Origin of the sequence: Janthinobacterium sp. FW305-129 (assembly GCF_020858115.1) — a bacterium.
GTDB lineage: Bacteria > Pseudomonadota > Gammaproteobacteria > Burkholderiales > Burkholderiaceae_D > Janthinobacterium.
In genome coordinates, this window is the sequence record NZ_JACYMM010000002.1 from 140,474 (window position 1) to 164,699 (window position 24,226).

At 66.0% G+C, this 24,226-nt stretch carries 23 protein-coding genes; 14 read left to right on the forward strand and 9 right to left on the reverse strand.

Annotated features, from left to right (window positions below):
* Positions 1–6 precede the first annotated feature (6 nt).
* Genes IGS61_RS04200 through IGS61_RS04215 form a run of 4 tightly spaced genes read left to right on the forward strand, consistent with a single transcriptional unit; the run spans position 7 to position 4,187 of the window.
* Entirely contained in the window at positions 7–2,145 is a 2,139-nt protein-coding gene (locus IGS61_RS04200; RefSeq protein WP_230538466.1) for an FUSC family protein, read from the forward strand.
* Complete coding sequence (locus tag IGS61_RS04205) at positions 2,135–2,335, forward strand: DUF1656 domain-containing protein (RefSeq protein ID WP_070224633.1); 201 nt, start codon at positions 2,135–2,137, stop codon at positions 2,333–2,335. The genes IGS61_RS04200 and IGS61_RS04205 overlap by 11 nt, the downstream gene beginning before the upstream one ends.
* A gap of 38 nt (positions 2,336–2,373) precedes the next feature.
* Entirely contained in the window at positions 2,374–3,282 is a 909-nt protein-coding gene (locus IGS61_RS04210) for an efflux RND transporter periplasmic adaptor subunit (RefSeq protein WP_230538467.1), read from the forward strand.
* Positions 3,279–4,187 (forward strand): LysR substrate-binding domain-containing protein, encoded by a 909-nt coding sequence (locus IGS61_RS04215; RefSeq protein WP_230538468.1) that lies wholly within the window; start codon positions 3,279–3,281, stop codon positions 4,185–4,187. The genes IGS61_RS04210 and IGS61_RS04215 overlap by 4 nt, the downstream gene beginning before the upstream one ends.
* Positions 4,188–4,196: 9 nt before the next feature.
* Here the strand turns inward: IGS61_RS04215 and IGS61_RS04220 are convergent, their stop codons facing one another.
* The 5 genes from IGS61_RS04220 to IGS61_RS04240 all read right to left on the reverse strand — a co-directional run bounded on the left by IGS61_RS04220 (position 4,197) and on the right by IGS61_RS04240 (position 8,295).
* Positions 4,197–4,739: an ester cyclase gene (locus IGS61_RS04220; RefSeq protein ID WP_442908021.1), complete on the reverse strand. Its 543-nt coding sequence runs from the start codon at positions 4,737–4,739 to the stop codon at positions 4,197–4,199.
* A gap of 119 nt (positions 4,740–4,858) precedes the next feature.
* Complete coding sequence (locus IGS61_RS04225) at positions 4,859–5,605, reverse strand: SDR family oxidoreductase (protein WP_230538470.1); 747 nt, start codon at positions 5,603–5,605, stop codon at positions 4,859–4,861.
* Positions 5,606–5,686: 81 nt separating this feature from the next.
* Entirely contained in the window at positions 5,687–5,911 is a 225-nt protein-coding gene (locus tag IGS61_RS04230) for a hypothetical protein (RefSeq protein WP_230538471.1), read from the reverse strand.
* A 14-nt stretch (positions 5,912–5,925) separates the two neighbouring features.
* Complete coding sequence (locus tag IGS61_RS04235; RefSeq protein ID WP_076567474.1) at positions 5,926–6,597, reverse strand: thiol:disulfide interchange protein DsbA/DsbL; 672 nt, start codon at positions 6,595–6,597, stop codon at positions 5,926–5,928.
* A 147-nt stretch (positions 6,598–6,744) separates the two neighbouring features.
* Positions 6,745–8,295 (reverse strand): TonB-dependent receptor domain-containing protein, encoded by a 1,551-nt coding sequence (locus IGS61_RS04240; RefSeq protein WP_230538472.1) that lies wholly within the window; start codon positions 8,293–8,295, stop codon positions 6,745–6,747.
* A 245-nt stretch (positions 8,296–8,540) separates the two neighbouring features.
* On the opposite strand from IGS61_RS04240, the gene IGS61_RS04245 reads away from it, so the two are divergent.
* Positions 8,541–10,829 (forward strand): M1 family metallopeptidase, encoded by a 2,289-nt coding sequence (locus IGS61_RS04245; protein ID WP_230538473.1) that lies wholly within the window; start codon positions 8,541–8,543, stop codon positions 10,827–10,829.
* Entirely contained in the window at positions 10,826–11,710 is an 885-nt protein-coding gene (locus tag IGS61_RS04250) for a hypothetical protein (protein WP_230538474.1), read from the forward strand. The genes IGS61_RS04245 and IGS61_RS04250 overlap by 4 nt, the downstream gene beginning before the upstream one ends.
* On the opposite strand, the gene IGS61_RS04255 is transcribed toward IGS61_RS04250, so the two are convergent.
* Complete coding sequence (locus IGS61_RS04255; protein WP_230538475.1) at positions 11,711–12,601, reverse strand: LysR family transcriptional regulator; 891 nt, start codon at positions 12,599–12,601, stop codon at positions 11,711–11,713.
* A gap of 114 nt (positions 12,602–12,715) precedes the next feature.
* Between IGS61_RS04255 and IGS61_RS04260 the strand changes: the two genes are divergently transcribed.
* Positions 12,716–13,519 (forward strand): DODA-type extradiol aromatic ring-opening family dioxygenase, encoded by an 804-nt coding sequence (locus IGS61_RS04260; RefSeq protein WP_230538476.1) that lies wholly within the window; start codon positions 12,716–12,718, stop codon positions 13,517–13,519.
* A gap of 70 nt (positions 13,520–13,589) precedes the next feature.
* Here IGS61_RS04260 and ylqF read toward each other — a convergent pair whose 3' ends face one another.
* Positions 13,590–14,510 (reverse strand): ribosome biogenesis GTPase YlqF, encoded by a 921-nt coding sequence (gene ylqF / locus IGS61_RS04265; protein WP_230538477.1) that lies wholly within the window; start codon positions 14,508–14,510, stop codon positions 13,590–13,592.
* A gap of 227 nt (positions 14,511–14,737) precedes the next feature.
* Between ylqF and IGS61_RS04270 the strand changes: the two genes are divergently transcribed.
* A complete protein-coding gene (locus IGS61_RS04270; RefSeq protein ID WP_230538478.1) occupies positions 14,738–15,535 on the forward strand; it encodes a hypothetical protein in 798 nt (265 codons plus the stop codon).
* 163 nt (positions 15,536–15,698) lie between these two features.
* Positions 15,699–16,022: a BREX-1 system adenine-specific DNA-methyltransferase PglX gene (locus tag IGS61_RS04275; protein ID WP_230538479.1), complete on the forward strand. Its 324-nt coding sequence runs from the start codon at positions 15,699–15,701 to the stop codon at positions 16,020–16,022.
* On the opposite strand, the gene IGS61_RS04280 is transcribed toward IGS61_RS04275, so the two are convergent.
* A complete protein-coding gene (locus IGS61_RS04280) occupies positions 16,023–16,949 on the reverse strand; it encodes a histone deacetylase family protein (RefSeq protein WP_230538480.1) in 927 nt (308 codons plus the stop codon).
* A 226-nt stretch (positions 16,950–17,175) separates the two neighbouring features.
* Here IGS61_RS04280 and IGS61_RS04285 point away from each other — a divergent pair, with 226 nt between their 5' ends.
* From IGS61_RS04285 to IGS61_RS04305, 5 genes are all read left to right on the forward strand, one after another.
* Positions 17,176–18,075, forward strand: coding sequence for an AAA family ATPase (locus IGS61_RS04285; RefSeq protein ID WP_230538481.1), 900 nt, complete (start codon positions 17,176–17,178; stop codon positions 18,073–18,075).
* Positions 18,076–18,080: 5 nt separating this feature from the next.
* Positions 18,081–19,067, forward strand: coding sequence for a DUF58 domain-containing protein (locus IGS61_RS04290; RefSeq protein WP_230538482.1), 987 nt, complete (start codon positions 18,081–18,083; stop codon positions 19,065–19,067).
* Entirely contained in the window at positions 19,064–21,085 is a 2,022-nt protein-coding gene (locus tag IGS61_RS04295) for a transglutaminase TgpA family protein (protein ID WP_230538483.1), read from the forward strand. Before IGS61_RS04290 ends, IGS61_RS04295 begins: the two co-directional genes overlap by 4 nt.
* Positions 21,076–22,236 (forward strand): lytic murein transglycosylase B, encoded by a 1,161-nt coding sequence (mltB, locus tag IGS61_RS04300; RefSeq protein WP_442908022.1) that lies wholly within the window; start codon positions 21,076–21,078, stop codon positions 22,234–22,236. Before IGS61_RS04295 ends, mltB begins: the two co-directional genes overlap by 10 nt.
* Positions 22,237–22,674: 438 nt before the next feature.
* On the forward strand, positions 22,675–23,007 hold the full coding sequence (locus IGS61_RS04305; protein WP_034751784.1) for a hypothetical protein: 333 nt from the start codon (positions 22,675–22,677) through the stop codon (positions 23,005–23,007).
* A gap of 102 nt (positions 23,008–23,109) precedes the next feature.
* Here the strand turns inward: IGS61_RS04305 and cysM are convergent, their stop codons facing one another.
* Positions 23,110–24,012 (reverse strand): cysteine synthase CysM, encoded by a 903-nt coding sequence (cysM, locus tag IGS61_RS04310; protein WP_034751785.1) that lies wholly within the window; start codon positions 24,010–24,012, stop codon positions 23,110–23,112.
* Between the last annotated feature and the right edge of the window lie 214 nt (positions 24,013–24,226).

Consider the following 24,226-nt stretch of genomic DNA (forward strand, 5'->3'; position numbering starts at 1 on the left):
CTATCGATGACGCCAGCCACAACACCTACATTTGGGCCCCTGACCCGGGCGGCCCGCTGGCTGGCGCTGGCGCTGCAAGACTGGCGCACGACGGAAGGCGAACGCTGGATCTACGTCGGCAAGACCCTCATCGCATCGTTCTGCGCCCTCTGGCTGGCCTACCGCCTGGGCCTCGATTCACCGAGCACGGCGATGACCACCACTATCATCCTGGCCCTGCCCAGCAGCGGCATGGTGCTGGAAAAAAGCTTTTACCGCCTGTGCGGCACCCTGCTCGGATGCACGGCCGCGCTGACCCTGATCGGCCTGTTCCCGCAGCAGCCGGTGCTGCTGTTCGCCGGCCTGGCCCTGTGGGTGGGCCTGTGCACGAGCGGCTCGGCCCTGCACCGCAACGCCCAGTCCTACGTGTACGTGCTGGCCGGCTACACGGCCTGCATGATCGTGCTGCCCGCCATCGAGCAGCCGACGCAGGTGTTTTCGCTGGCCGTCACGCGCGTGGCCGAAGTGGGCCTGGGCATCATCTGCTCGGCCGCCGTGTCCAGCGTGCTGCTGCCGCGCCACCAGGGCACGCAGGTGATGCGCACGGTACAGGCCCGCTACGGCAAATTCCTCACCTTTTGCCAGGACGTGCTGCAGCAAAAACTCACGCCGGCCCAGGTGGAACTGACGCATCTGCAATTTGCCGCCGACGTGGCGGCGCTGGAACTGGGCCGCTCGGCCGCCCTGTTCGAAGTGACCAGCAAGGTGAGCCACGTGCGCGCGCAAAACCGCAAGCTGCACGCCTTCAACGCCACCTTCATGACGGCGCTGACCACCTTCTATACCTTCCACCGCCTGTTCGACCGCCTGCAGCGCGACGGCGAAACACAAGTCATGCAGGCGTGCGCGCCCCTGTACGCCATCGTCGCCGAAGCGCTGCAAACGACGCCCTCGCAAGACTCGCTCGACACCATGCAGCTGCATCTGCAGACGGCGCTGGGCCAGGCGCGCGCGGACATCGACGGCGCGGCCATCGCGCATGCGCAGCAGATCGACTTCGACACCGTCTGCGAGCTGCTCGAGCGCTTTGCGCGCGACATGAGCCGCTTTCACGAAGTGTATTTCAGCCTGGCGCACGATACGCCGCTCGAAGTGAGCACGCCGCAGGCGTATGCGCCGAAGACGCCGCCCGCGCTGGTGATCGCCAGCGGCGCGCGCGCCGGCATCAGCCTGGCCCTGCTGGCGCTGGGCGCCTACTTCCTCGCCTGGTCCTATGCCGGCACGGCGATGCTGATGGCAGCCGTGTTCTGCGCGCTGGCGTCGTCCTCGCCGCGCCCCATCCTGATGATCCGGCAAGTGCTGGCGGGCTTTTTGATCGCCATGCCCCTGTCGCTCGTGTGCGTGTACTTCGTGCTGCTGCACGGCGACGGCTTCCCCATGCTCGTGCTCAGTTTCGCGCCCTTCCTGGCCGTCGGCCTGTACCTGATGACGAATCCCGCCAAGCTGGGCGTCGGCCTGGGCGTGTCGACCTTCATCACGCAGATGGCGCCGCTGAACGTCATGCGCGTCGACGGCGCCGGCTTTCTCAACACGGGCATGGCGCTGATCGTCGGCCTGATGCTGGCCGCCCTCGTGTTTGCCGTGCTGCTGCCAGAGCACACGATGGGCCACAAGGACCATATCGGCCGGGCACTGTGGCGCGAAGCGCTGCATGCGTGCACGGCCCCTGCGCGGCGCGTGAAACACCGCTTCGACAACCGCGTGCGCGACCTGCTCAGCCAGCTCAATGCGGCGGCCGGCCCGGCGCCGGGCGAAGCCACGCGCGCCGTCGTGCGCCAGGCCCTGACCCTGCTGGAAATCGGCCATTCCGTGATCGAATTGCGCGAACTGATCGCGACCGCCCGCCCGGGCGCCACGCGCCACGCGCTGCAGCAGTGCGTGGACCACATCGCCGGCTGGCTGCGCACGCGCGGCGATGCGCAGCTGCAGGCGGCGCTGGCCGCCACCCTGCAGGCGGGCGCCGTGGTGCGTGCGGCGCAGGCCGAAGCGGGTGCGACACAGGAACGCGGCGCGCGCCTGCAGACGGCGCTGGCCGACCTGCATTCGATCTACACCTCATTGCTCGACCACATGGCGCCTGGCGCCGGAGACCACCATGCCGCGTGAATTCGCCCTGTTCGGAATACTGATTCCCACCCTGCTGCCCCTGTTCATCCTCAGCATCGGCCTGCAAACCCTGCTCGACCGCGTGCTGGGCTGGCTGGGCGTGTACCGCATGGTGTGGCACCCGTCGCTGGCGCGGCTGTGCATCTTCATCGCCATCTTCGGCGCGCTGGCGCTCTCGCTTTACAAATAAAAAAAACTGTTCAACCCGATCAAGGAAAGGCTGCCGACATGGTAAGCAAACTGACCCGCTATGCAATCACCCTGCTGCTACTGGCCGCAGCCCTGTGGATAGGCAAGACCGTCTGGGACCGCTACATGGAATCGCCATGGACGCGCGACGGGCGCATCAAGGCCGACATCGTCAACATCAGCGCCGACGTGGCCGGCACCGTCACGGACGTGCTGGTGCGCGACAACCAGGTGGTGCAAAAGGGAGATATCCTGTTCGTCGTCGACAAGGAGCGCTATGCGAGCGCGCTGGCGCAGGCCGACGCGGTGTTGGCCGCGCAAAAAACGGAGCTGGGCCGCCGCGGCAAGGAAGCACAGCGCCGCGCAGGCCTTGACGCCAGCATCATCTCGACGGAAAGCCGCGAAAGCGCCGCGTTTGCCGCCAGCTCGGCCTCGTCGCAAGTGCAGGCCGCCGTGGCCGCGCACGCGCTGGCGCAACTGAACCTGGAACGCACCACCGTGCGCGCCCCCGTCAGTGGCTACGTGACCAACCTGAACGTGCACAAGGGCGATTTTGCCGCCGTCGGCGCCCCCAAGCTGGCCGTCATTGACAGCGCCTCGTACTATGTCGTCGGCTACTTCGAAGAGACCAAGCTGGGCATGCTGGCGCAGGACGACAAGGCGGAAATGAACCTGATGAGCGGCGGCACCCTGCACGGCCACATCGAAAGCATCGCGCGCGGCATCACCGACCGCGACGCCGCCACGGGCCGCGAACTGCTGGCCGACGTCAACCCCACCTTCAACTGGGTGCGCCTGGCGCAGCGCGTGCCCGTGCGCATCCACATCGACGAGCAAGACAGGAACCAGGTCCTGGTGGCCGGCACCACCTGCACCGTGGTGATCACGCCCCACTCGGCGCCGCATTCGGCACCGGCGCCGAAACCGGCGGCCGCGCACCCCGCATGAGCGGCGGCGCCGGGCGCCTGGCGGAAATCGCCCTGTTCCTCGATGCCGCGGTGCTGGGCAGCTTTTCCGCGGCCGGCCGCAAGCACGGCCTGTCGCCGGCCGCCGCCAGCGCCGCCATCGCGCGCCTGGAAGCGGCGCTGGGCGCCACCCTGTTCGAGCGCACCACGCGCCAGCTGCGCCTGACGGAAGAAGGTGTGCACTACCGCCAGTACAGCGAACAGGCGCTGGACTTGCTGGCGCAGGCGGAAGACGGCTTGCACGGGGGCGGCGGCGCCGCGCGCGGCCTGGTGCGCATCTCGGCGCCGTCCGACATCGGCCGCCAGCTGCTGCTGCCCATGCTCGACCGCTTTGCCGCGCTGCACCCGCAGGTGCGCCATGCGCTGACCCTGACGGACATGACGGCCAGGCTGGTGCAGGACGAGGTCGACCTGGCCATCCGCTACGGCGAGCTGCCCGACAGCGAGATGGTGGCGCGCCTGCTGCACCCGGGCCGGCGCGTCGTCTGCGTGGCGCCCGCGCTGGCCGCCAAAGTGGGCATGCCGGCCACGCCGCGCGACCTGGCGCTGCTGCCCACCCTCGTGCTCACGGCGGGCGACGGCGCGCCGCAGGACTGGCGCTACCGCGAAGACGGCAAGCGCCACAGCCTGCGCCTGCAGGGCGCCTGGCACAGCAACGACGGCGAAATCATCCGCCGCTGGGCCGTGGCCGGCCATGGCTATGCCTACAAATCCCTGCTCGACATCGGCGACGACCTGCGCGCGGGGCGCTTGCAGACGGTACTCGACGATTACTTTGCCGACAGCGTTCCCCTGCACCTGCTGTACCGGCGCAGCCGCTTCCAGCCGCCGCGCGTCGCCCTGCTGGCCGACTTCCTGCTGCAGCAGTTCGCCGCGCTGCAAGCCTGACGTCCGCCCTTACTGCGGCAGCACGCCCAGCTGGCGCAGCAGGGTCAGGTTGTCTTCCAGGTGCCAGTTGTCGCTGATGCGTCCCTGCGCATTGACCTGATATAAATCAAACGCCTGGAAATCGATGGCTTGCCCCTGCCCGCGCAGCTCGCCCTGCGGCGTGGGAAAGACGCCCGTGAAATGGCCCGTGAAGTGCAGGCGCAGGGTCACCCGGCTTCCTGCCACCAGCATGTCCTCGATGGCCACCTGCAGATCCGGCACGGCCGCGTGAAACACCTGCGACGCCTGCAGCGGGCCGGCCAATCCCTGCGGACGGCCGGCGGGCAAGGTGCGGTCGATAAAATCGTCGGCCAGAGCCAGGCGCGCCAGGGCCGGATCGCCGCTCTGCCAGAACGCGGCATAGCGGCGCGCCGCCAGCGCCACCGTGGCATCGGCTTGCGCGCCGGACAAGTGGGCGGGCATGGGCAGCTTGGCGGCGGCATGGGCCGGCGTGGCAGCCAGCAGGGACAGGGCCAGGATGGCGGGAGCAAAAGGAGAAACAGGCATGGTCATTCCAGGTGAGTTGATCGGCGTGCAGATGGCACACCGTCATTCTGGACTCGCTTGCCCCGCCTGATAATTGGCCCAGCGCTTGAATCATCTGCTTGTCAGGGTTGAAACTGCGTTGAAAATCAGCGCCCGCCGGCCACGTCGAGGATGCTGCCCGTCACATACGTGGCGCCCGGCCCCAGCAGGTAGAGGATGGCGCCGGCGATTTCCTCCGGCTGGCCGCCCCGCTGCATGGGCACGCCGGACGCCAGGCGCGCCACCCGCCCCGGCTCGCCGCCAGACGCGTGGATCTCCGTGTAGATGATGCCGGGCCGCACGCCGTTGACGCGGATGCCTTCGGCCGCCACTTCCTGCGCCAGCCCGAGGGTCAGGGTATCGACGGCGCCCTTGGAAGCGGCGTAATCGATGTATTCGCCCGGGGAACCGAGGCGCGCGGCCACCGACGACACGTTCACGATGCGCCCGCCCTGCCCGCCGTTCGCCGTCGACATGCGCCGCACGGCCTGCTGGCAGCACAAAAAGTAACTGATCACGTTGGTGCGCAGCACGCGCTCCAGGCGCTGCACGGAAATCTCGGCCAGCCGGCATTTCCGCTCCAGCACGCCCACATTGTTGACCAGCGCCGTGAGCGTGCCCAGGCGCGCATCGACCTCGGCAAACAGGCGCGCCACGTCGGCCTCGTCGCTGACGTCGGCCTGCACGGCAATCGCATCGCCGCCCTCTGCCACGATGCGCGCGCACAGCGCTTCGGCCGCCTGCGCATCGCGCACATAGTTGACGCACACGGCATAGCCCTGGCGCGCCGCCAGCAGCGCCGTCGCCGCACCGATGCCGCGGCTGCTGCCGGTAATCAGGATCACTTCCTTCATCGTCCCTCCTTGGTGGTTGTCACATCATCATACGCGGACGAAAAAAAACCCGCGCAAGGCGGGTTTTTCTGGCAGGCGCATTCAATTTCTAAAGTGCGTCATGGCATAAGTCAGATGCTGCCACCAGTGCTCGCGCGACTGCACGGACGCCAGGCATTTCGCGTCGACCTCGTTCTTGAACGCGGGGTCCACGCAAGCCTTGGTCACCAGCGCATTGCGCTGGTTTTCCACGTTGACGACGGCGATCGCCAGCCAGGCCACGAGGGCGAGGGCCAGTACGCACAGGGTCCAGGGCAGCTGTTTCATGGTCTTCTCCGCAGTTACTTCTTCGCTGGCGCCGGTGCGCGCTCTTTCAGGACGCGCGCCACCAGTTCATCCATCACGCGCAGGGTCGCCGCCTGGGTCTGCGGCTCGGACTGGCCCGGACGCGACAATTGCGCCGGCGACGTGACGAAACGGCCGTCGATGACGATGGTCGGCGCGCTGTCGATCTTGCTGGCGGTAATCAGTTGTTCGTTGCGTTTCAGCTTGGTCTGCACGCCGAACGAGTTGAACATGTCCAGGTATTTCGCCTTGTCGATGCCGTTCTTGACCAGCAGGTCGAGGATGGCGTCATCGCGGTTCAGGCGGTTGCGCTCGACATGGATGGCGCGGAAGATCTTGTCGTGGAACTGGTCCAGCTGGCCCATCGCTTCCAGCGTGGCATAGGCGTGCGCCTGCGGGTCTTTCGGGCCGGAGAAGGCCAGGTGAATGCGGCGGAAGGCGATCTTGTCGCCCTGCTTCTTGACCCAGTCGTGCATCAGCGGATCGAGCGCGTAGCAATGCGGGCAGGAATACATGAAGTACTCCACCACTTCCACCTTCTTGCCCGTGTCCGTGCGCACTGGCGTCGGGAGCGTGGTAAAGCCGGTATCGGCCGCCATGGCGCCGCCGGTGGCCGCCACCAGGGTGACGGCGGCAAGCAGGGGACGCAAGAAACGCAGAAAACGCATAATAATCCTTCATCATAAAGTGGTCGTGAACGGGGCGAGATTACCACTTTTTGCGCCGGCCATTGAAGCCCGGGTGGAAAAAAGGCGCTTTTGCGCGCTCCGTTTGCGCCCGATTAAGCCGCTCTTAAGCGCCGCCGCGCGTCTGCCTCAGAAATGGTAGCGCGCCGACACGCGCAACTGGCGCGCGTCGTTGAGGTAAATGCTGGAGCGGCAGCCCGGCGCATCGCCGTAATGGCGGCGGTTGGCCAGATTGCTGCCGGCCAGTTCCAGCTCCCAGGCACCCAGCTTGCGCGCATAGCGCCCGTCCACGGTGGCAAACGCGGGCACCTGCGCCAGGCAGCTGTTGGCGAAATCCGGACCATAGCGCAGGGCGCGCAGCCATTGCACGCCCACGTCGGCACTGGCGCCGGCCTGCCCCGTCCAGTACAGGCGCAGGCTGGCCAGGGTTTTCGGCACGAGGGCGATGTCCGGGCCGTCGTAGGCGTAATCGTCATAGCGCGCATGCACCTGGCGCAGCTGAGCGTCGAGGCGCCAGTCGCGCGCCAGCGCCAGGCCGGCCTCGATGGCGATGCCGGCGCGGCGCGAGGGCTCGAGGTTGCCCGCAAAGCCCAGCTGGCCCAGGCTCTGGTCGAAGACGATCTGGTTGCTCAGGCGCTCGCTGAACAGGCGCACGGAAGCGCTGCGCGCCGCGTCGCCGAAGGTGGCGCCCACTTCCGTTTCGCGCCGCAGCTGTCCCGCCAGGGGGCGGTAGCCGGCGCGGGTATAGCCATCGTCGTCGATGCGGTAGCTGCGCGCGGCCTTGGCGTACACGCTCAGTTGCGGGCGCAGCTGCAGGCTGCCCTGCAAATCCCAGGCATTCTGGTTTTCCCAGTCGCTGCCGCCGGCGGGCATGTCGGCCGGATCGAGCTGGAACTGTTCATGCCGCAGCCCCAGCAGCAGTCGCGGCGCATACGCGCCGCCGAAGGCCAGCTCTTCGCGCAGCAGCAGCGCGCGCGAGTACTGGCGGCGCTGCCCGTCGCCATCGCTGCCCGGCGCCGCGCGGTCCGAGCGCCGCTGCCACTGCATCAGGTCCAGGCCCACTTCCGTATCCGTGCCCACGCCGCCCACCTTGCCGTAATGGCGCAGACGGGGCGCCAGTTGCCGGCGGCGGCTGCTGTAGCGCGATTCGCTGCTGCCGTCCTCGCCCGCATAGCGGGCCGTGGCGCGCTTTTCCCGCTGCGACAACTCCACGCCCAGCTCGAAACTGCCCACATAGCGCTGCACGAAGGCGCTGGCGCGCCGCACCTCATAGCGGTACAGGTCTTCCGGGCGGGCCGCCAGCAAGGCCAGGAACGGCGCCTCGGGCGCGGGATAGCGGGTGTCCTGGTTCAGCTGGTCGGCGCTGAAGCCGAAGCGGCCCTGGCGCACCTTCCATTCCGCGCCGCCGTTGAAGCCGCGCTGGTGAAACACGCTGCCATCGCGGTAATTGCCGTTGCGTAGCCCGTCGATGGCCACGTCGAGCGTCATGCCGTCCTGCTCGCGCGACAGCGCGCCGCGCACGCTGTGCTGGCCGCCCTGCGCCAGTTCGGCGGACAAGTCGCCATGCGTGACGCCGGCCGCGCCGCCATCCACGCCATCCTGCGCGCACGCCGGCATGGCCAGGGCGCACAGCAGCAAGGTGCGCGTGGCGATGGTCAGGGCGGGAGGGACAGGCATCATGGCGGAAAGCTGGGTGCGCTGCCGGGGCGCGGACGCTCGGCAGAGGGACGGAGGGATGGCAAAAGCGAATCATTATACCCACGGCGCACGGCGCCGCAAGCACCAGCCCGCTGGTACTTTCCTTATGCCAATATTTTATTGGTGATTTGGCATTTTTGTAGGTATATTAAGGTGCACCCGGCAATCCCGGGCGCAGCCGACTGCATTTAAAAATCAACAATAAGAAGTCACTGTGGGAGTCACGCATGGAAAGTCGTAGCACAACGCGCCAGGGGCCGCCAAGTCCCCGCGGCACGCGCCGCAGCATTGGTTTTTTCCCCATCTCGGGCAAGTTCAAAGCCCTCTCCATCGCCGCCCTGCTGCTTGCCGGCCTGGCCCTGCAGGCCGACCTGTTCGCCCAGCCGGGCCAGGGCAAGCCTGCCGGCGCGCCCGTGCCGCTGGCGCCATCGGCCGACGGCATCGCCCTGGCGTCGCCGCACGCGTCGGCCGTCGGCACGCCCAGCGCCAGCAACGCGTGGGGCGGCGCGCGCACGGGCGCGCAAGCGACCCTGTCGGACCGCGTGGTCGACTACCAGATCGAAGCGACGCTCGATCCCGTCAAGCACACCATCGATGGCCAGCAAAAGTTGCGCTGGCGCAACCGCAGCGCGCAAGCCGTCAGCAGCGTCTACCTGCACCTGTATCTGAACGCATTCGAAGGCGAACATTCGACCTTCTTCACCGAAAAGCGCAAGCTCGACACGGGCTTCCGCTCGGGCGTCGACACGCGCGACGGCGAGTGGGGCTACATCGAACTGCGCAGCATGACGCAGAACGGCGCCAAGGCGCCCTGGCATTTCGTCCAGCCGGACAACGGCCCGGCCACCGACCGCACCGTGGTGCGCGTCGACTTGCCGCAGGCCGTCGCGCCGGGCGCCGAGACGACGCTCGACATCCGCTTCTTCGACCAGCTGCCGCGCGTCATCGCGCGCACCGGCTATTTCGGCAGCTTCCACCTGGTGGGCCAGTGGTTCCCGAAAATCGCCGTGCTGGAACTGCCCGGCGAACGGGGCGCCACCGCGCCGCGCTGGAACGCGCATGAATTCCACCTCAATTCGGAGTTCTACGCCGATTTCGGCCACTACGACGTGAAACTGACCGTGCCCAAGGAGTACACGGTGGGCGCCACGGGCGAACTGCAGGGCGCGCCGCAGGAAAAGAACGGCATGCTCACGCACCACTACGTGCAGGGCGACGTGCACGATTTCGCCTGGACGGCCGACAAGCGCAGCGCCCAGCCCCTGCTGGGCAGCTGGAGCGGCCCAGGCAGCCCGCCGGTGGCCATCAAGGTGCTGTACCCGCCCGAATACGCCTCCAACGCGGCGCCCGCGCTGCAGGCGGCGAAGGATTCGCTCACGTATTTCTCGCGCACCCTGGGCCCGTATCCGTACAAGACCCTGACGGTGGTGATTCCGCCGTTTAATGCGGCCGAAGCGGGCGGCATGGAATACCCGACCTTCATCACGGCATCCAGCTACGCCAGCCTGCAGCCGAAGACGGCGGCAGAATTCGGCCTCGACTTCGTCACCATCCATGAATTCGGGCATGGCTATTTCTACGGCATCCTGGCCTCGAACGAGTTCGAGGAACCGATCCTAGACGAAGGCTTGAACGAGTACTGGGACCAGCGCATGCTGCGCGCGCGCGGCCAGGACATCCACGCCACCACGCCCCTGCTCAAGCGCCTGGGCTTCGATCCCGCCTTCAAGGTCTTCGAATTCGAGCGCATGGCCGCACCGCGCCAGGATGCGGCCGACCCGCTGGGCCAGAATGCGTGGAACCGCCTGCAGGGCGTGGGCCCCGTCTACAGCCGCACGGCCGTCACCCTGCGCGACCTGGAAGCGCGCATCGGCAGCGAGGCCATGGAACGGGGTTTCAAGGCCTATTATGAACAGTGGAAATTCCGCCACCCGAGCGTGGCCGACCTGCGCGAAGCGCTGGCCGAGGCGACGGGCCAGCGGCGCATCGTGGAACAGGTCTTCGCGCAGCAAGTCTATGCCAGCGCGAATATCGACGACCGCATCGGCAGCTTCACCAGCGAAGAGCAGACGCCGCTGGCCGGCACGGCGCTGGTGAACGGCAAGCGCGTGGAACACACGGCCGAGGCGCTGGAAAAAGAGGAGGAAAAGGTGCGCGAGGCGTGGGACAAGGCGCATCCGGACGCCAAGCCCGGCACGGGACCGTATCCGTATCTGACCAGCGTGGTCTTGCGCCGCCGCGGCGCGCCCGTGCCGCAGGTGCTGCTGGTGAAATTTGCCGACGGCACGTCCGAACGCGTGGTATGGGACAACGAGCAGCTGTGGCAGCGCTACACCTGGAGCAAGCCCGTGAAAGCCGTCTCGGCCGAACTCGATCCCGACCGCGTGCACTACCTCGACGTCAACAAGCTCGATGACAGCCGCACCCTGAAAGCCGATGCCTCGGCCGCGCGGCGCTGGAGCTTCGACCTGGCCGCCGCCTTCCAATACCTCCTTTCCCTGATTGCCATCGTATGAGCGCCACTTCCACGACACGGGCCAGCGGCCTGACCCTGACCACGCGCGCCAGCCGCGCCGCCCTGCAATGGCGCTTGCTGCTGCTGTGGGCGGGCTTGCTGCTGATCCCCGCCATCCTTGCCGTCTTTCCCCTGTGGCGCACCCTGAGCGCCAGCCTCGACCAGGCCGTGCATGCGGCGGCCCTGGCGCACCAGCTCGACATGTCGACCCTGGCCGACCTGGTCGCCAATGCGGCACGCAACGGCGCCGCCATCAACCAGGCCGCCATCACCGGCGCCATCCTGGCCTTGCTGCTGTCGCCGCTGCTGAGCGGCCTGGTGGTGACGGCCGCGCGCGCGCCTGCGGCGCTGGGCTTCGGCCCCCTGCTGACGGGCGCCTTCGGCGAATACGGCCGCATGCTGCGCATGCTGCTGTGGAGTATCGTGCCGCTGGGCGTGGCGCTGGCGATCGGCGCCGGCGCGCTGAAACTGGCCGACAAGCACGCGGCCAAGGCCATCCTGGAAGCGGACGCCGATCTGGCCCGCCACCTGGCCTTGCTGCTCACGGGCGTGCTGTTTCTGCTGGCCTGCGCCACGCTCGACGCGGGCCGCGCGGCGCTGGCCGTCGACCGTCGCCGCACGTCGGCCGTCAAGGCCTGGTGGCGGGGCCTCGGCATGCTGCGCCGGCGTCCGCTGGCCAGCCTGGCCATCTACCTCGTCATCACCGTGCTGGGACTGGCCCTGTATGCGCTGCTGGGCGTGGCCCGGCTGAACCTGGCCGCCCCCGGTCCGCTGGCCCTCGTGGCCGGCTTCCTGGCGACGCAGCTGGCGGTGCTGGTGCTGGCGTGGATGCGCAGCGCGCGCCTGTTCGCCTTGATCGACGTCAAGCGTTCAATCGCCTAGTCAGGCCCCCAGGCGCCCTTCATCGGCGAGGAAGTCGATGAAGGTGCGCACTTTCGACGACAGGTAGCGGCGGCTCGTGTACACGGCGTACACCTTGCCGCCCGCCAGCTGGTAGCCGTCGAAGAGGCGCACCAGCCGCCCCGCCGCCAGGTCCGCATCCGTTTGCCACGATGGCAGCAGGGCAATGCCCATGCCGTCGAGCGCGGCCGCGTGCAGCAAGCTTTCGTTATTGCATTGCAGCACGGGCGAGAACTTCACCGTCTCGCGCCCCTGCGCCCCGTCGAAAGCCAGTTCATTTCCGTTTGACAACAAGGAGTAGCTGATCATGGCGTGTTGCGCCAGGTCCTGCGGCACGTGCGGATGGCCCGCGCGCGCCAGGTAGGCGGGCGCGGCCACCAAATGAAAGGCGATGCTGCCGATGGGCCGCGCGATCAGGCTCGGCGACGGCGCCTGGCTCACGCGCAGGGCCAGGTCGAAGCCCTCTTCCACCAGGTTGACGACTCTTCCGCTGAGATCGACGTCAAAAGTCACTTCCGGGAAGCGCTCGTGGTAGGCAGCCAGCGTGCGCGTAAAGATGGCGTTGGCGAACCAGACGGGGGCGCTCAGGCGCAGCATGCCGCGCGGCACCACCGTCGTGCGCCCGACCGTCGCTTCCACCTCGTCGAGGTTGTCGAGCATGTCGCGGCACTGTTCAAAATACACCTTGCCGATTTCCGTCAGGCTCAGGTGGCGGCTGCTGCGGTTCAGCAGGCGCGCACCCAGGTGGCGTTCCAGGTGCATCACGTGCTTGCTGACCATGGCGGGCGACAGATCCAGCCGCTCGCTGGCGCGCACGAAGCTGTCCAGTTCCACCACGGCGCGAAACACGCGCATGCTGCGCAAGGTATCCATGACCGCCCCATCATCAACAAAATGGAAATGATATATCAATAATTGCGATCTTGATCAACTGACCGCGCATGACTATCATCGTTCCATCATCAGCCATTCCTACCAGGAGCCGCCATGCAAGAGCACACCTTCCCTACTTATTTCCTGTCGCACGGCGGCGGCCCGTGGCCGTTCATGAAAGACCAGTTCGGCGGCCGCTACGACGTGCTGGAAGCGTCGCTGCAGGATATCCCGCGCCAGATCGGTACGCGTCCCAAGGCCGTGCTGGTGGTGACGGCGCACTGGGAAGGGCCGCAATTTCTCGTCTCGGCCAGCCCCCGGCCGGGCATGATCTATGACTATTCGGGCTTTCCGCCGCACACGTACCAGATCCAGTACCCGGCACCGGGCGCACCGGAGCTGGCGGCGCAAGTCAAGCAGTTGCTGGACGCGGCCGGCCATCCGGCGCGCCTGGACCATGAGCGGGGTTTCGACCACGGCACTTTCAGTGCCCTGTTCCCCATTTACCCGCAGGCGGACATGCCGCTGGTGCAGCTGTCGCTCAAGCACGGCTACGACCCGCTGACGCACGTCGAAGTGGGCCGCGCGCTGGCGGGCCTGCGCCGGCAAGGCGTGCTGATACTGGGCAGCGGCCTCAGTTACCACAACCTGCGCCAGTTCGGCCAGGCGGGCGCCGCCGCCTCGCACCAGTTCGACGCCTGGCTGCGCCAGGCCATGGCCTTGCCGCCAGAACAAAGGCTGGAACAGTTGCTGGCCTGGGACCGGGCCCCGGGAGCGCGCCAGGCCCATCCGCAGGAAGACCATCTGCTGCCGCTGATGGTGGCGCTCGGCGCGGCCGAGCAGGAGGCGGCGCAGGTCGTGTACCACGAGGAGGATTTTTTTGGGGCGCTGGCGGTGACCAGTTTCAAATTCGGATAATCGGCTCGCGCATGAAAAAAAGCGCCGCAACATTGCTGTCGCGGCGCTTTTTGCATGGTGAAGCGGTAACTTACGTGCCGCGCTTGCCCCGCGCCGCATTTTTCGCCTTCTCGGCGGCAAGCTCCGCTGCCTTGGCCGCTTTTTCCGCCATCTCGGCCGCGTGCTGGGCCAGCAGGGCGGCGCGCGTATCCGGCGTTTCCAAGGAGATCCGCCCGAGGATGCCGCTGCGGTAGTCGAGCAGCAAGGTGTGCGACGCTTTCTCGAAATCGTAGTCGCCGCCCTTGATGCGGAAGCCGCGCCTGGCGGCGATGCCCTCGACCACGCCGATGGCGTCGACTTCATCGACCTTGGTGCCGTAGCGGGCAGCCAGCAAGTCCGGGTAGCGCTTGAGCAATTCCTCGGCCAGGAACACGGCCACTTCCTCTTCGATCAGCGCATTCGAGCCGATGGCGTGGCTGGCCGCCAGCATCAGGCCATCGCTGGGGATGGCGATCTTTGGCCACAACATGCCGGGCGTGTCGACCAGAATCGTGTTCTTGTCCAGGTACAGCTTTTGCTGCATTTTGGTCACGGCCGGCTCGTCGCCCACCTTGGCCACGCGCTTTTTCAGCAGCGCGTTCATCAGGGTCGACTTGCCCACGTTGGGGATGCCCATGATCATGATGCGCAGCGGCTTCGTCGGCACGCCGCGGTGCGGCGCCAGCGATTTCGCCAGGTCAGGGATGCGCGCCACGTCGCCCGGCTTCTTGGTCGTCATCGCATACGCGGTCACGCCTTCCTGGGCATTGAAATAGGCCACCCAGGCGGCTGTCGCGGCAGGATCGGCCAGGTCAGTCTTGTTGAGGATCTTCAGGCAAGGGCGCTGGCGGAACAGGCGCAGCTCGTCCACCATGGGATTGCAGCTGGCTGCCGGCAGGCGCGCGTCCACCACTTCAATCACCAGATCGGTGTTTTCCATGGTCTCGGCCGCTTTCTTGCGGGCCGCGTTCATGTGTCCTGGGTACCATTGTATCGCCATGCTCTTGCTTTCAAAATCGTTCGGTCAATCCGCTATTTTACGTGGTTGCCGCCACGACGTCCCATTTTCCGCCGCCAGCGCCAGCTGTGCGACACGAACGAGACAATTGGTGATAATTTGGCAGTTACATGAATGATAATATCCGCAGTCCGTCCAGCCTGGCCGGTTCACCATTGCAAGCTTAACCTGGCACGCCTTCCATGCACTTTTCCCGTTTTTGCCTCCTCGTCTCCCTTAGCGCCGGCCTGCTGCCCGCCATGGCCCAGGAACAAGCGGCGGCGCCCGGCGACCCGGTGAACCAGGAAATGCAGCAGATCGTCGACGTGCAAGGCACGCGCGATCCCGACCTGCGCCCCTACCGCACCATGCTCAAGGGACTCGACGCGTATGCCGACCACCAGCGCCTGGCGCCGGACGCGCCGCTGCGCTTCATGCTGGTTCCCGCCACGCCCCAGGCCCGGCTCGATGGCGTGACCTTGCACCTGTCGGCCGACAACCTGTCCATCCCCGTGCCCCTGGCGGCGGACGGCAGCTTCACCTTGACGCGCGACAAGACGGCCTACGATGCGAATGCCGACCTGGTCAGCAACAAGAAGCGCGACACCCTGCGCTGGCGCGCCGACATCCATACGCCGGGACTGCCCGCGAACGTGCGCCGCCTGGGCGACTTGCGCCTGGAATGCGAAATCCGCTGGGCCGTCGAACAGGACCAGCTCCCCTTTGTCCGGCGCAACCTGTTCCGCCTGGCGGGCGGACCGTGCCACTCGTCGCTGATCCACGTACCGTTTCCCGTGCTGCGCAAGCTGCTGGCCGTGCAGGCGCGCTCGGGCGAGCGCACGCTGGACATCCGCGTCACGCAAGACCGCCAGCGCTTCGTGCCGCCGCTGCATGACGTGACCTGGGACGACAATACCCTGCTGACCCTGACCTATGCCGACGACGGAAAAATGGCCGGAGCCGCCCCGGCAGCGCCGTTGAAGGCAGCACAGCGCCAGTGATGCGCGCCGGGGAAGCCAGGTCAAGTATTTCCACAAGGATTTTTATATTTACTGAGAGTAATAAAAAAGTGTGCTCTAATATCGCCTCTTAAATGAAAAGCAATTATTTCCAGGCTGGCTCCGCCAGGTGCAGGGAGATACGCGATGGGGATAGGTCGATATGATGATGGAACACACTGGCATGGCGCCCAAGCGCCCGCCGCGCAATGACTGGAAGAGGGAATGCCGGCAGTTGCAGGGGCAAGTGGCGCAGCTGGAAGAGCGCCTGAAACGCCAGAGCGCGGACAGTTATGGCTTGCAAATGCTGTATGACCAATTGGTCAATGAAATCAAGCACCACCGCGACATGCTGCAGCTCGACAGCTTTGACGCGGAGAAATCATCGCTCGTCTACACGCAAGCCTGGCGCCGCTTCATGGCCGGCGATGCGCTCGACTACCAGACGCACCGCCACACCAATTCCCGCAGCCGCCCCACCCTGCTGTAGTCAGAGTTCCGCCAGCGCCTTCACGTGCGCCGCCACACTGCGGCCCAGCGACGACAGGTTGTAGCCCCCTTCGAGACAGCTGACGATGCGCCCCTTGCCATACTGATGGGCCACGGCCATCATCTGCTGCGTCATCCACGTGTAGTCGGCCTCCACCAGGCCCATGCCGCCCACGTCGTCTTCGCGGTGGGCATCGAAACCGGCGGAAATGAAAATCATCTGCGGCTGCTGCCGGTGCAGCGCGGGCAGCCAGTGATCGAGCACCAGCTGGCGCACGGCGTCACCCTTCGAGCGGGCCGGCACGGGCACGTTGACGCGCGTATCCGTATACGATTCGACGTCGCTGTACGGATAGAACGGGTGCTGGAAAAAACTCACCATCAGGATGCGCGGGTCGTTCGCCACGGATTCGGCCGTGCCATTGCCGTGATGTACATCAAAGTCGACGATGGCGACCCGTTCAAGCCCGCGCACGTCGAGCGCATGCTTGGCGGCGATGGCGATATTATTGAACAGGCAAAAACCCATCGGTTCGCTGGGCCGCGCATGGTGGCCGGGCGGGCGGATCGCGCAAAAGGCGTTGCTGATCTCGCCATCGATGACGGCGTCCGTGGCGGCCACGGCCGAGCCAGCGGCCGCCAGCGCCGCCTCGTAGCTGTGCGCGTTGAGCAGGGTGTCGCCGTCGAGCGGATAGTAATCGCCCGCCGGCGGCACGTTGTCGCGCACCAGGCCGATGGCCGTGGCGCTGTGGTTGCGCTCGATATCGGACAATTGCGCGCGCACGCCGTCGCGGTGCTCGACCAGGTCGCTGATGTGCGCGAGGATCAATTGATCGTTGATGGCCTGCAAGCGGGCCGGCGATTCGGGATGCCAGTCGCCCATTTCGTGGCGCTGGCAATCGGGATGGGTATAAATGGCTGTGCTCATGCGCTGTACTGGTTACCTCTGTCTCTATCCATTCTCCGGGAACACTGCATGGCATTCCTGTTCGCCCTGCGCGTTCTCGCATAAAATCACTGGCTGGTCTGTGCCGCCCTGGCCGTCCTTGCTGCCTCTCTAATCTACCACGAGCGCGCAACGGGCGGGCGGCGCGCTTTGACCTGGCCAAAGCGATTGTAAATTAAATAATCCATCGTACTGTGATAGAAATAGCATGTTTTCGAAAATACACCAGGCCGCACAGCAGATCGGCGAAGTTCTCGTCGGCAAACAGTTACAGATCCGCCAGACCCTCGCCTGCGTGCTGGCGGGCGGCCACCTGCTGATCGAAGACGTGCCCGGCGTGGGCAAGACGACGCTGGCGCATGCGCTGGCCATCTCGCTGGGCCTGCAATGGAAGCGCCAGCAATTTACCAGCGACCTGCTGCCGGCCGACGTGGCCGGCATGAGCGTGTATGACCGGGGCAGCGCCAGTTTCATTTTTCATCCAGGCCCCCTGTTTACCCAGGTGCTGCTGGCCGACGAGATCAACCGCGCCACGCCGAAGACCCAATCGGGCTTGCTCGAAGCGATGGAAGAGCGGCAAGTGACGCTCGACGGCGTCACGCGCGCGCTGCCGCAGCCGTTTTTCGTCATCGCCACGCAAAACTGCGCACACCAGCTGGGCACCTTCCCCCTGCCCGAATCGCAGCTCGACCGTTTTCTCATGTGCGTCACCCTGGGCTACCCGGATGCGGCCGCCGAACGGGAACTGCTGCTGGGCGCCGACCGCCGCGCCATGCTGCAAACCTTGCCAGCCGTCATGAACGCGGAAGAATTGCTGCAGGCGCAGGCGGGCTTGCGCACCATCCACGCTTCGCCTGCCGTGGTCGACTACGTGCTGGCACTCGTGCATGCCACCCGCGTGCCGGGCGTGTTTGCCGATGGCCTCAGTCCGCGCGCCGCGCTGGCCCTGCTGCAGGCGGCGCGTGCCTGGGCCGCGCTGGCCGGACGCGACCACGTCACGCCCGACGATGTGCAAGCCGTACTGCTGCCCGTCTGCGCCCACCGCCTGCATGGCGCCTCGGATAGCCGCGTGCTGCTGCAGCACATGCTCTTGAACACGCCCGTCTGACCGGCATGCGCTGGCGCAATGTTTCCTGGCTGCCGGCACGCCCCTGGCTGGGCGCGCAGCGCGTGCACATCCGCCCCTCGCGCGCGGGCCTGGCCTTTGCGGTGCTGCTGCTGGCGCTGTGGATCGCCGCCGTCAACTACGGCCTGGGCCTGGGCTACGCCCTGACGTACTTCGCGGCCGCCTGCGCCATCACCGACATGCTGTTTACAAGCCGCAACCTGGCGGGCCTGGCCTTGGCCGCCACGCCGGGCAAGCCCGTGTTCGCGGGCAGCCACGCCTTGTTCACCTTGCGCCTGATCAACCGCAGCGCGCGCCCGCGCCATGCGATCCACCTGGCCGCGTTCGGCTCGCCGGCAGCGCCCAGCCTGGCCGACATCGCCGCCCATGGCGAAACGGCCGTCAGCATCGGCGTAGTGGCGCAGCAACGGGGATGGCTCGCGGCTCCTCCCGTGCGCCTGTCCGGCCGTTTTCCGCTGGGCCTGTTTGTTGCCTGGTGCCATTGGCAGCCGGAGGCGCGCGTGCTCGTGTATCCGCAGCCAGAGCACAACGCGCCGCCGCTGCCCTTGCCTGCCGGCACGGTGCGGCAGGCAAGGCAGGCACAACCGCCGCGCACGTCCGGCGGCGCCCTGGAACTGGCCGGCGTGCGCGCCTACCAGCCCGGCGATCCCTTGCACCGACTGGCCTGGCGCCACATCGCCCGCCATGACGGCGAGCATTTATTCAGCAAGCAATTCCAGCCAGCCGCCGACGCGCAGGCGGGCGCAGCCCATGGCAGCATCATGCTCGAGCACGCCGCCCTGCACGCGCTGGCGCCGGAAGCGCGATTGTCGCGCCTGGCCGCCTGGGTGCTGCAGGCGGAACGCACGGGCCTGCCATACGGCTTGCGCCTGGGCACGCTGACCGTGGCGCCGGCCCTGGGCGCCAGCCAGCGCGACGCCTGCCTGCGCGCGCTGGCCCTGCACGATTTGCCACACGACGAGGCCATGCCATGAGGCAATGGCTAGCCAACTTGCCGCGCGACAAGGCCGACATCCTGCTGCTGTTGCTGGCCGCCGCCATGGTGCTGGCGCCGCACGCGCTGCACCTGCCCCCATGGCTGTCGGCCGCCGCCGCCGCACCCCTGCTGTGGCGCGCCTTCATCACCGTGCGGGGCCGGCGCCAGCCGCAGCTGGCCGTGCTCGCGCCGCTGGCCTTGCTCGGCATCGCCGGCGTGTACGCCAGCTATGGCAGCGTGCTGGGACGCGATCCCGGCGTAGCCATGCTGGCCCTGCTGCTGGCCTTGAAATCGCTGGAAATGCATGGCCGGCGCGATATCTTCGTCTTCGTCTTCCTCAGTTTTTTCCTCCTGCTGGCGAACTTCTTCCATGCGCAAGGCATCCTCAGCGCCGCCTGGATGCTGGCCACCGTCCTCGTCTTGCTGGCCGGCCTGCTGTCGGCCCAGTACGGCACGCTGCAGCCGCGCCTGGCGCAAAGATTAAGTTTGCTGGGACGCATGCTGGCGCTGGCCCTTCCCCTGGCGGCCCTGATGTTTCTTGCCGTGCCGCGCATCGACGGCCCCCTGTGGGGCGCGCCGCACGAGGGCACGCAGGCGCGCACGGGCTTGTCCGACAGCATGCAACCGGGCGCCATCGCCTCGCTGGCCCTGTCTGGCGAACCCGTCTTCACTGCCCGCTTTTCCACCCCGCTCCCGCCGCAAGAGCAGCTGTATTGGCGCGGCGTGGTGCTGGGAGACTACGACGGCGCCACCTGGACGCGCCGAGGCGCGAAGGGGCGCGCGCCTGCCGGCGACAGCCGCATCGACATCGTGCTGGAAGGCCAGCCCAGCCAATATGAGGTGACCTTGCAGGCGAGCGGCCAGCGGCGCATCTTCGCGCTCGACGTGCCCCGCAGCATCGAACGCTTGCCCGGCAATCCCTACGTCGTGTCGTCCGCGCTGGAAGTGCTGACCATACAGCCTATTACTTCGACCGTACGTTACCGCGTCAGTTCCCACTCCCGCTACCGGCTGCAGGCCGGCTTGTCTTTGACCCAGCAGCAACCCTGGCTGGCCTTGCCCGCCGGCAGCAATCCGCGCAGCGTGGCCTGGGCACGCGCCCTGCGCGGCAGCGGCGCGCAGATGCTGGCGCCCGCCGACGCCATCACCGCCGTGCTGGAGCACTTCCGCCGCGCGCCCTTCCGCTACACCCTGCAGCCGCCGCTGCTGGGCAAGCATGGCGTCGACGACTTCCTGTTTACGACGCAGGCGGGCTTTTGCGAACATTACGCGGGCAGCTTCGTCGTGCTGATGCGCGCCATGGGCATACCCGCGCGCGTCGTCACCGGTTACCAGGGCGGCGCACGCAACAGTGACGGTGCCAGCCTGACGGTGCGCCAGTCCGATGCCCACGCCTGGAGCGAAGTGTGGCTGGCGGGCCGGGGCTGGGTGCGCATCGATCCCACGGGCGCCGTCGCACCCCTGCGCACCGAGCGCAACCTGGACGCCGCCCTGCCGCCGGCACCGTCGCCGTTGACGGCGTGGCGCGCCCTGGCCGGCCTCGATGGCGGCGCGCACGGGGCGCTTGCCGCCTGGCGCCAGCAATGGCAGCAGGCCGAGCAAGCCTGGAGCAGCTGGGTGCTCGACACCACGCCGCAGCGCCAGCGCGCCATGCTCGATCATTTGAAAAACTTGCCGGCGAAGACACTGGCACTGGCTTGCGCCGTGCTGGCCCTGCTGTCCGCCGTGGCCGGTGCACTGGTCTGGTGGCGCCAGGCCCGGCAAGGCGATCCGCTCGACGCCCTGTACGCGCAGTTTTGCCGCCAGCAGGCGCGGCGCGGCTACAGCCGTGCGCCGCATGAAGGCCCGCACGGTTATGCTGCGCGCCTGGCGGCAGGCAAGGCCACACCCGAGGCGCACGCCGCCATCGCACAGTTTCTGGCAATCTATGCCGCGATGAAGTATGGTAATGCCCACCCAGACGAACAACTCCGCGCGCGGCGCAGCTTGCGCCGCCTGTTAACCCAATGCCGATGAGACGCTCCTTGTTACCGATCAAAACCTCCGCCCTGTCCCTGCTCCTCTCCCTTCCCCTGTGCCTGGCCACCGCGCACGCCGGCGAAAACAGCCATATTTCCGCCGCCGACCGCGCCCGCGCCGTGCGTGCGGCCAAGGCCCCGCCGAAGGCGACAGCCAAGAAAGCACCGGCAAAATTCGACTTCGAAGGCGAGTTTGTCGACTATGCCAACTGGAAAGAAGTCCGCGCCTTCCTCGACGAGATGTCTGCCAAGCATGGCTTTGACCGCGCCGGACTCGATACCCTGATCGGCAAGGTGCGCTATGTCGAGTCGACCGTGCAGCTGATGAAACCGGCGCCGCCGGGCAAGCCGAAGAACTGGCAAGCGTACAGCGCGCGCTTCATCGAGCCGGTGCGCATCAATGCGGGCGTGAAATTCTGGGAAGAGAACGCGGAAGCGCTGGCGCGCGCCGAGCGCGAATATGGCGTGCCGGCCGAGATCATCGTCGGCATCATCGGCGTGGAAACCGTGTACGGACGCAATACGGGCCGCTTCCGCGTGCTCGACGCGCTGACCACCCTGGCGTTTTCCTATCCGGAAAGCCCGACGCGGGCCGCGCGCATGGAATTTTTCAAGGGCGAACTGGAAAACGCGCTGCTGTACGCGCGCAAGGATGGCATCGATCCACTGACCCTGCTCGGCTCGTATGCGGGCGCCATCGGCCTGCCGCAGTTCATGCCTAGCAGCATCATGAAATATGCGGTGGACTTCGATGGCGATAGTCATATCGACCTGCGCAACTCCACGGCCGACGCCATCGGCAGCGTCGCGCATTTCCTCGTCGAACATGGCTGGCGGCGCGACGATCCGGCCATCAGCACCTATCCTGTCACCGTCTCGGCCAGCCGCGCCTGGGAAAAATTCATCGGCCAGGGCTTGCAGGCCAAGTACCGGCTGGGGGAATTGCAGGAAGCGGGCGTGAGCACCGTCGCGGCCACGCCCCAGAACATGCTGTTCGGCTTGATCGACTTACAAAATGGTTCAGAAGCAACTGAGTATCACTTGGCAACCAATAACTTCTTTGCTATAACTCAGTACAACAGAAGTTATTTTTATGCCATGTCAGTCATTGACCTGGGCAAGGCCATCAGCCAAGTGCGCGCACGCTAACCGAAAGTCAGTGTAAAGTTATAATATTACTTGTAAGAAAGCGTAAGGGATGTTGAAGCGGCCACCAAACAAGACTATGGTAGGGCCGATAACATGTGCCAGCCTCGCTCGCCAGCCTTTGTGCGGCACGGAATACGGAAATGGTTTTATACTTAACTTTTGTCAAAGTACAATTTTTGTTCTATCATGGAGCATAATAAAGAATAAATAGGTGTTGCAACCAGACAACACCGATTCTGTACAAAGCAAGATTAGCAGGCTTTCCGGTCTGAAATTGAATCCTGTTGTACAATTGTGTATATATCATGAAAAACTGTATCCCGGATCGTACCGTGTGTGAATTCGTTCCTTTTAGTAAAGAATGAACATGAACGCAGCAAGAGCGAGCTCCGAGTGTTTTTTACTTTGCAGTGCAACTACAGAAGGAACAATAACATCATGACAAACCAAGTCGGCATTGATATGAACAGCGATTCGGACTCCGACGATCTGCTTCAATACAACCCAAACAGATTGCTCGATACCCTGATCGAAAACCTGCGCCTGAAAAACGACGCAGCCTTGTCTCGCGCGCTGGAAGTAGCGCCACCGGTCATCAGCAAAATCCGCCACCACCGCCTGCCGGTCGGCGCATCGCTGTTGATCCGCATGCACGAAGTCAGCGACCTGAGCATCCGCGACCTGCGTTACCTGATGGGTGACCGTCGTAACAAATTCCGCATCAGCGACAAACAATTCAAGCCAAAAGAAGGCGAAACGCCACAAGGCTGATCCTGCCAGTTTCGCAGGTTTTCCCTCCCCGCCGTGGGGAGGGGGTAGTTTTCAGCAGTTCTCAGGCCGTCCTGGCCAACATCAGTTCCATGACTTCAGCCGTTACGCAGGGAAAACACCGGTCGACAGATAGCGGTCGCCGCGGTCGCACACGACGAATACGATGGTCGCGTTTTCCACCGTTTGCGAGATGCGCAGCGCGATTTCGCAGGCGCCGGCTGCGGAGATGCCGCAAAACAAGCCCTCTTCCGCCGCCAGGCTGCGCGCCATGCGCTCGGCCACGCCCTGGCTCACGTATTCCACCTGGTCCACGCGCGACTTGTCGTAGATTTTCGGCAAATAGGCTTCCGGCCATTTGCGGATGCCGGGAATCTGCGAACCTTCCTCGGGCTGGGCGCCGATGATCTGGATGGCGGGATTCTGTTCTTTCAAATAGCGCGACACGCCCATGATGGTGCCCGTCGTGCCCATGGCGCTGACGAAATGCGTGACCCGGCCTTCCGTGTCGCGCCAGATTTCCGGTCCCGTGCTCTCATAGTGGGCGCGCGAATTGTCTTCGTTGGCGAACTGGTCGAGGATCACGCCGCGGCCATCCTTCTGCATCTGCTCGGCCAGGTCGCGCGCATATTCCATACCGCCCGTCTTCGGCGTCAATAAAATGTCGGCGCCGTAGGCGGCCATGCTCTGGCGGCGCTCCACGCTGAGGTTATCGGGCATCAAGAGCAGCATCTTGTAGCCGCGCAAGGCGGCGGCCATGGCCAGGGCGATGCCCGTATTGCCGCTGGTCGCCTCGATCAGGGTATCGCCCGGCTTGATGACGCCGCGCTCTTCAGCGCGCTTGAGCATGGACATGGCCGCGCGGTCCTTCACGGAGCCGGCCGGATTGTTGCCTTCCAGCTTGCCCAGGATGACGTTGTTGCGCGCAAGCGCATCGGCGCCCGGCAAGCGCGTCAGCTGCACCAGCGGGGTATTGCCTATCGTATCTTCAAGTGTCTTGTAAGCCATCGTGTCTGTTTGAGTAATTTCAACAAAGACCCATTCTAATATGAGATGCTGGGCAGCGTATCGCTGATCGGCGGAGGCATCCGGGTTCGCGCGCGCGCGTGCGCATGCCGCCGCATGCCGCATGGCGCCTGCCGCGCCGCCATTTCCGGGCATGCGCAGGGGGTATTGCGGCGGGCGCGCGCCGCATGCGCTAGACTCGCCACTGTTAGTTATT

Excerpts from the sequence above, each read along its gene's own strand:
- IGS61_RS04280 (WP_230538480.1), bottom strand. The coding sequence starts at position 16,949 with ATGAGCACAGCCATTTATACCCATCCCGATTGCCAGCGCCACGAAATG.
- ylqF (WP_230538477.1), bottom strand. The coding sequence starts at position 14,510 with ATGAACGCGGCCCGCAAGAAAGCGGCCGAGACCATGGAAAACACCGAT.
- mltB (WP_442908022.1), top strand. The coding sequence starts at position 21,076 with ATGCCGATGAGACGCTCCTTGTTACCGATCAAAACCTCCGCCCTGTCC.
- IGS61_RS04260 (WP_230538476.1), top strand. The coding sequence starts at position 12,716 with ATGCAAGAGCACACCTTCCCTACTTATTTCCTGTCGCACGGCGGCGGC.
- IGS61_RS04275 (WP_230538479.1), top strand. The coding sequence starts at position 15,699 with ATGATGGAACACACTGGCATGGCGCCCAAGCGCCCGCCGCGCAATGAC.
- IGS61_RS04255 (WP_230538475.1), bottom strand. The coding sequence starts at position 12,601 with ATGGATACCTTGCGCAGCATGCGCGTGTTTCGCGCCGTGGTGGAACTG.
- IGS61_RS04205 (WP_070224633.1), top strand. The coding sequence starts at position 2,135 with ATGCCGCGTGAATTCGCCCTGTTCGGAATACTGATTCCCACCCTGCTG.
- IGS61_RS04215 (WP_230538468.1), top strand. The coding sequence starts at position 3,279 with ATGAGCGGCGGCGCCGGGCGCCTGGCGGAAATCGCCCTGTTCCTCGAT.
- IGS61_RS04245 (WP_230538473.1), top strand. The coding sequence starts at position 8,541 with ATGGAAAGTCGTAGCACAACGCGCCAGGGGCCGCCAAGTCCCCGCGGC.
- IGS61_RS04225 (WP_230538470.1), bottom strand. The coding sequence starts at position 5,605 with ATGAAGGAAGTGATCCTGATTACCGGCAGCAGCCGCGGCATCGGTGCG.
- IGS61_RS04250 (WP_230538474.1), top strand. The coding sequence starts at position 10,826 with ATGAGCGCCACTTCCACGACACGGGCCAGCGGCCTGACCCTGACCACG.
- IGS61_RS04270 (WP_230538478.1), top strand. The coding sequence starts at position 14,738 with ATGCACTTTTCCCGTTTTTGCCTCCTCGTCTCCCTTAGCGCCGGCCTG.
- IGS61_RS04235 (WP_076567474.1), bottom strand. The coding sequence starts at position 6,597 with ATGCGTTTTCTGCGTTTCTTGCGTCCCCTGCTTGCCGCCGTCACCCTG.
- IGS61_RS04305 (WP_034751784.1), top strand. The coding sequence starts at position 22,675 with ATGACAAACCAAGTCGGCATTGATATGAACAGCGATTCGGACTCCGAC.
- IGS61_RS04240 (WP_230538472.1), bottom strand. The coding sequence starts at position 8,295 with ATGATGCCTGTCCCTCCCGCCCTGACCATCGCCACGCGCACCTTGCTG.
- IGS61_RS04200 (WP_230538466.1), top strand. The coding sequence starts at position 7 with ATGACGCCAGCCACAACACCTACATTTGGGCCCCTGACCCGGGCGGCC.
- IGS61_RS04285 (WP_230538481.1), top strand. The coding sequence starts at position 17,176 with ATGTTTTCGAAAATACACCAGGCCGCACAGCAGATCGGCGAAGTTCTC.
- IGS61_RS04295 (WP_230538483.1), top strand. The coding sequence starts at position 19,064 with ATGAGGCAATGGCTAGCCAACTTGCCGCGCGACAAGGCCGACATCCTG.
- IGS61_RS04210 (WP_230538467.1), top strand. The coding sequence starts at position 2,374 with ATGGTAAGCAAACTGACCCGCTATGCAATCACCCTGCTGCTACTGGCC.
- IGS61_RS04230 (WP_230538471.1), bottom strand. The coding sequence starts at position 5,911 with ATGAAACAGCTGCCCTGGACCCTGTGCGTACTGGCCCTCGCCCTCGTG.
- IGS61_RS04220 (WP_442908021.1), bottom strand. The coding sequence starts at position 4,739 with ATGACCATGCCTGTTTCTCCTTTTGCTCCCGCCATCCTGGCCCTGTCC.
- IGS61_RS04290 (WP_230538482.1), top strand. The coding sequence starts at position 18,081 with ATGCGCTGGCGCAATGTTTCCTGGCTGCCGGCACGCCCCTGGCTGGGC.
- cysM (WP_034751785.1), bottom strand. The coding sequence starts at position 24,012 with ATGGCTTACAAGACACTTGAAGATACGATAGGCAATACCCCGCTGGTG.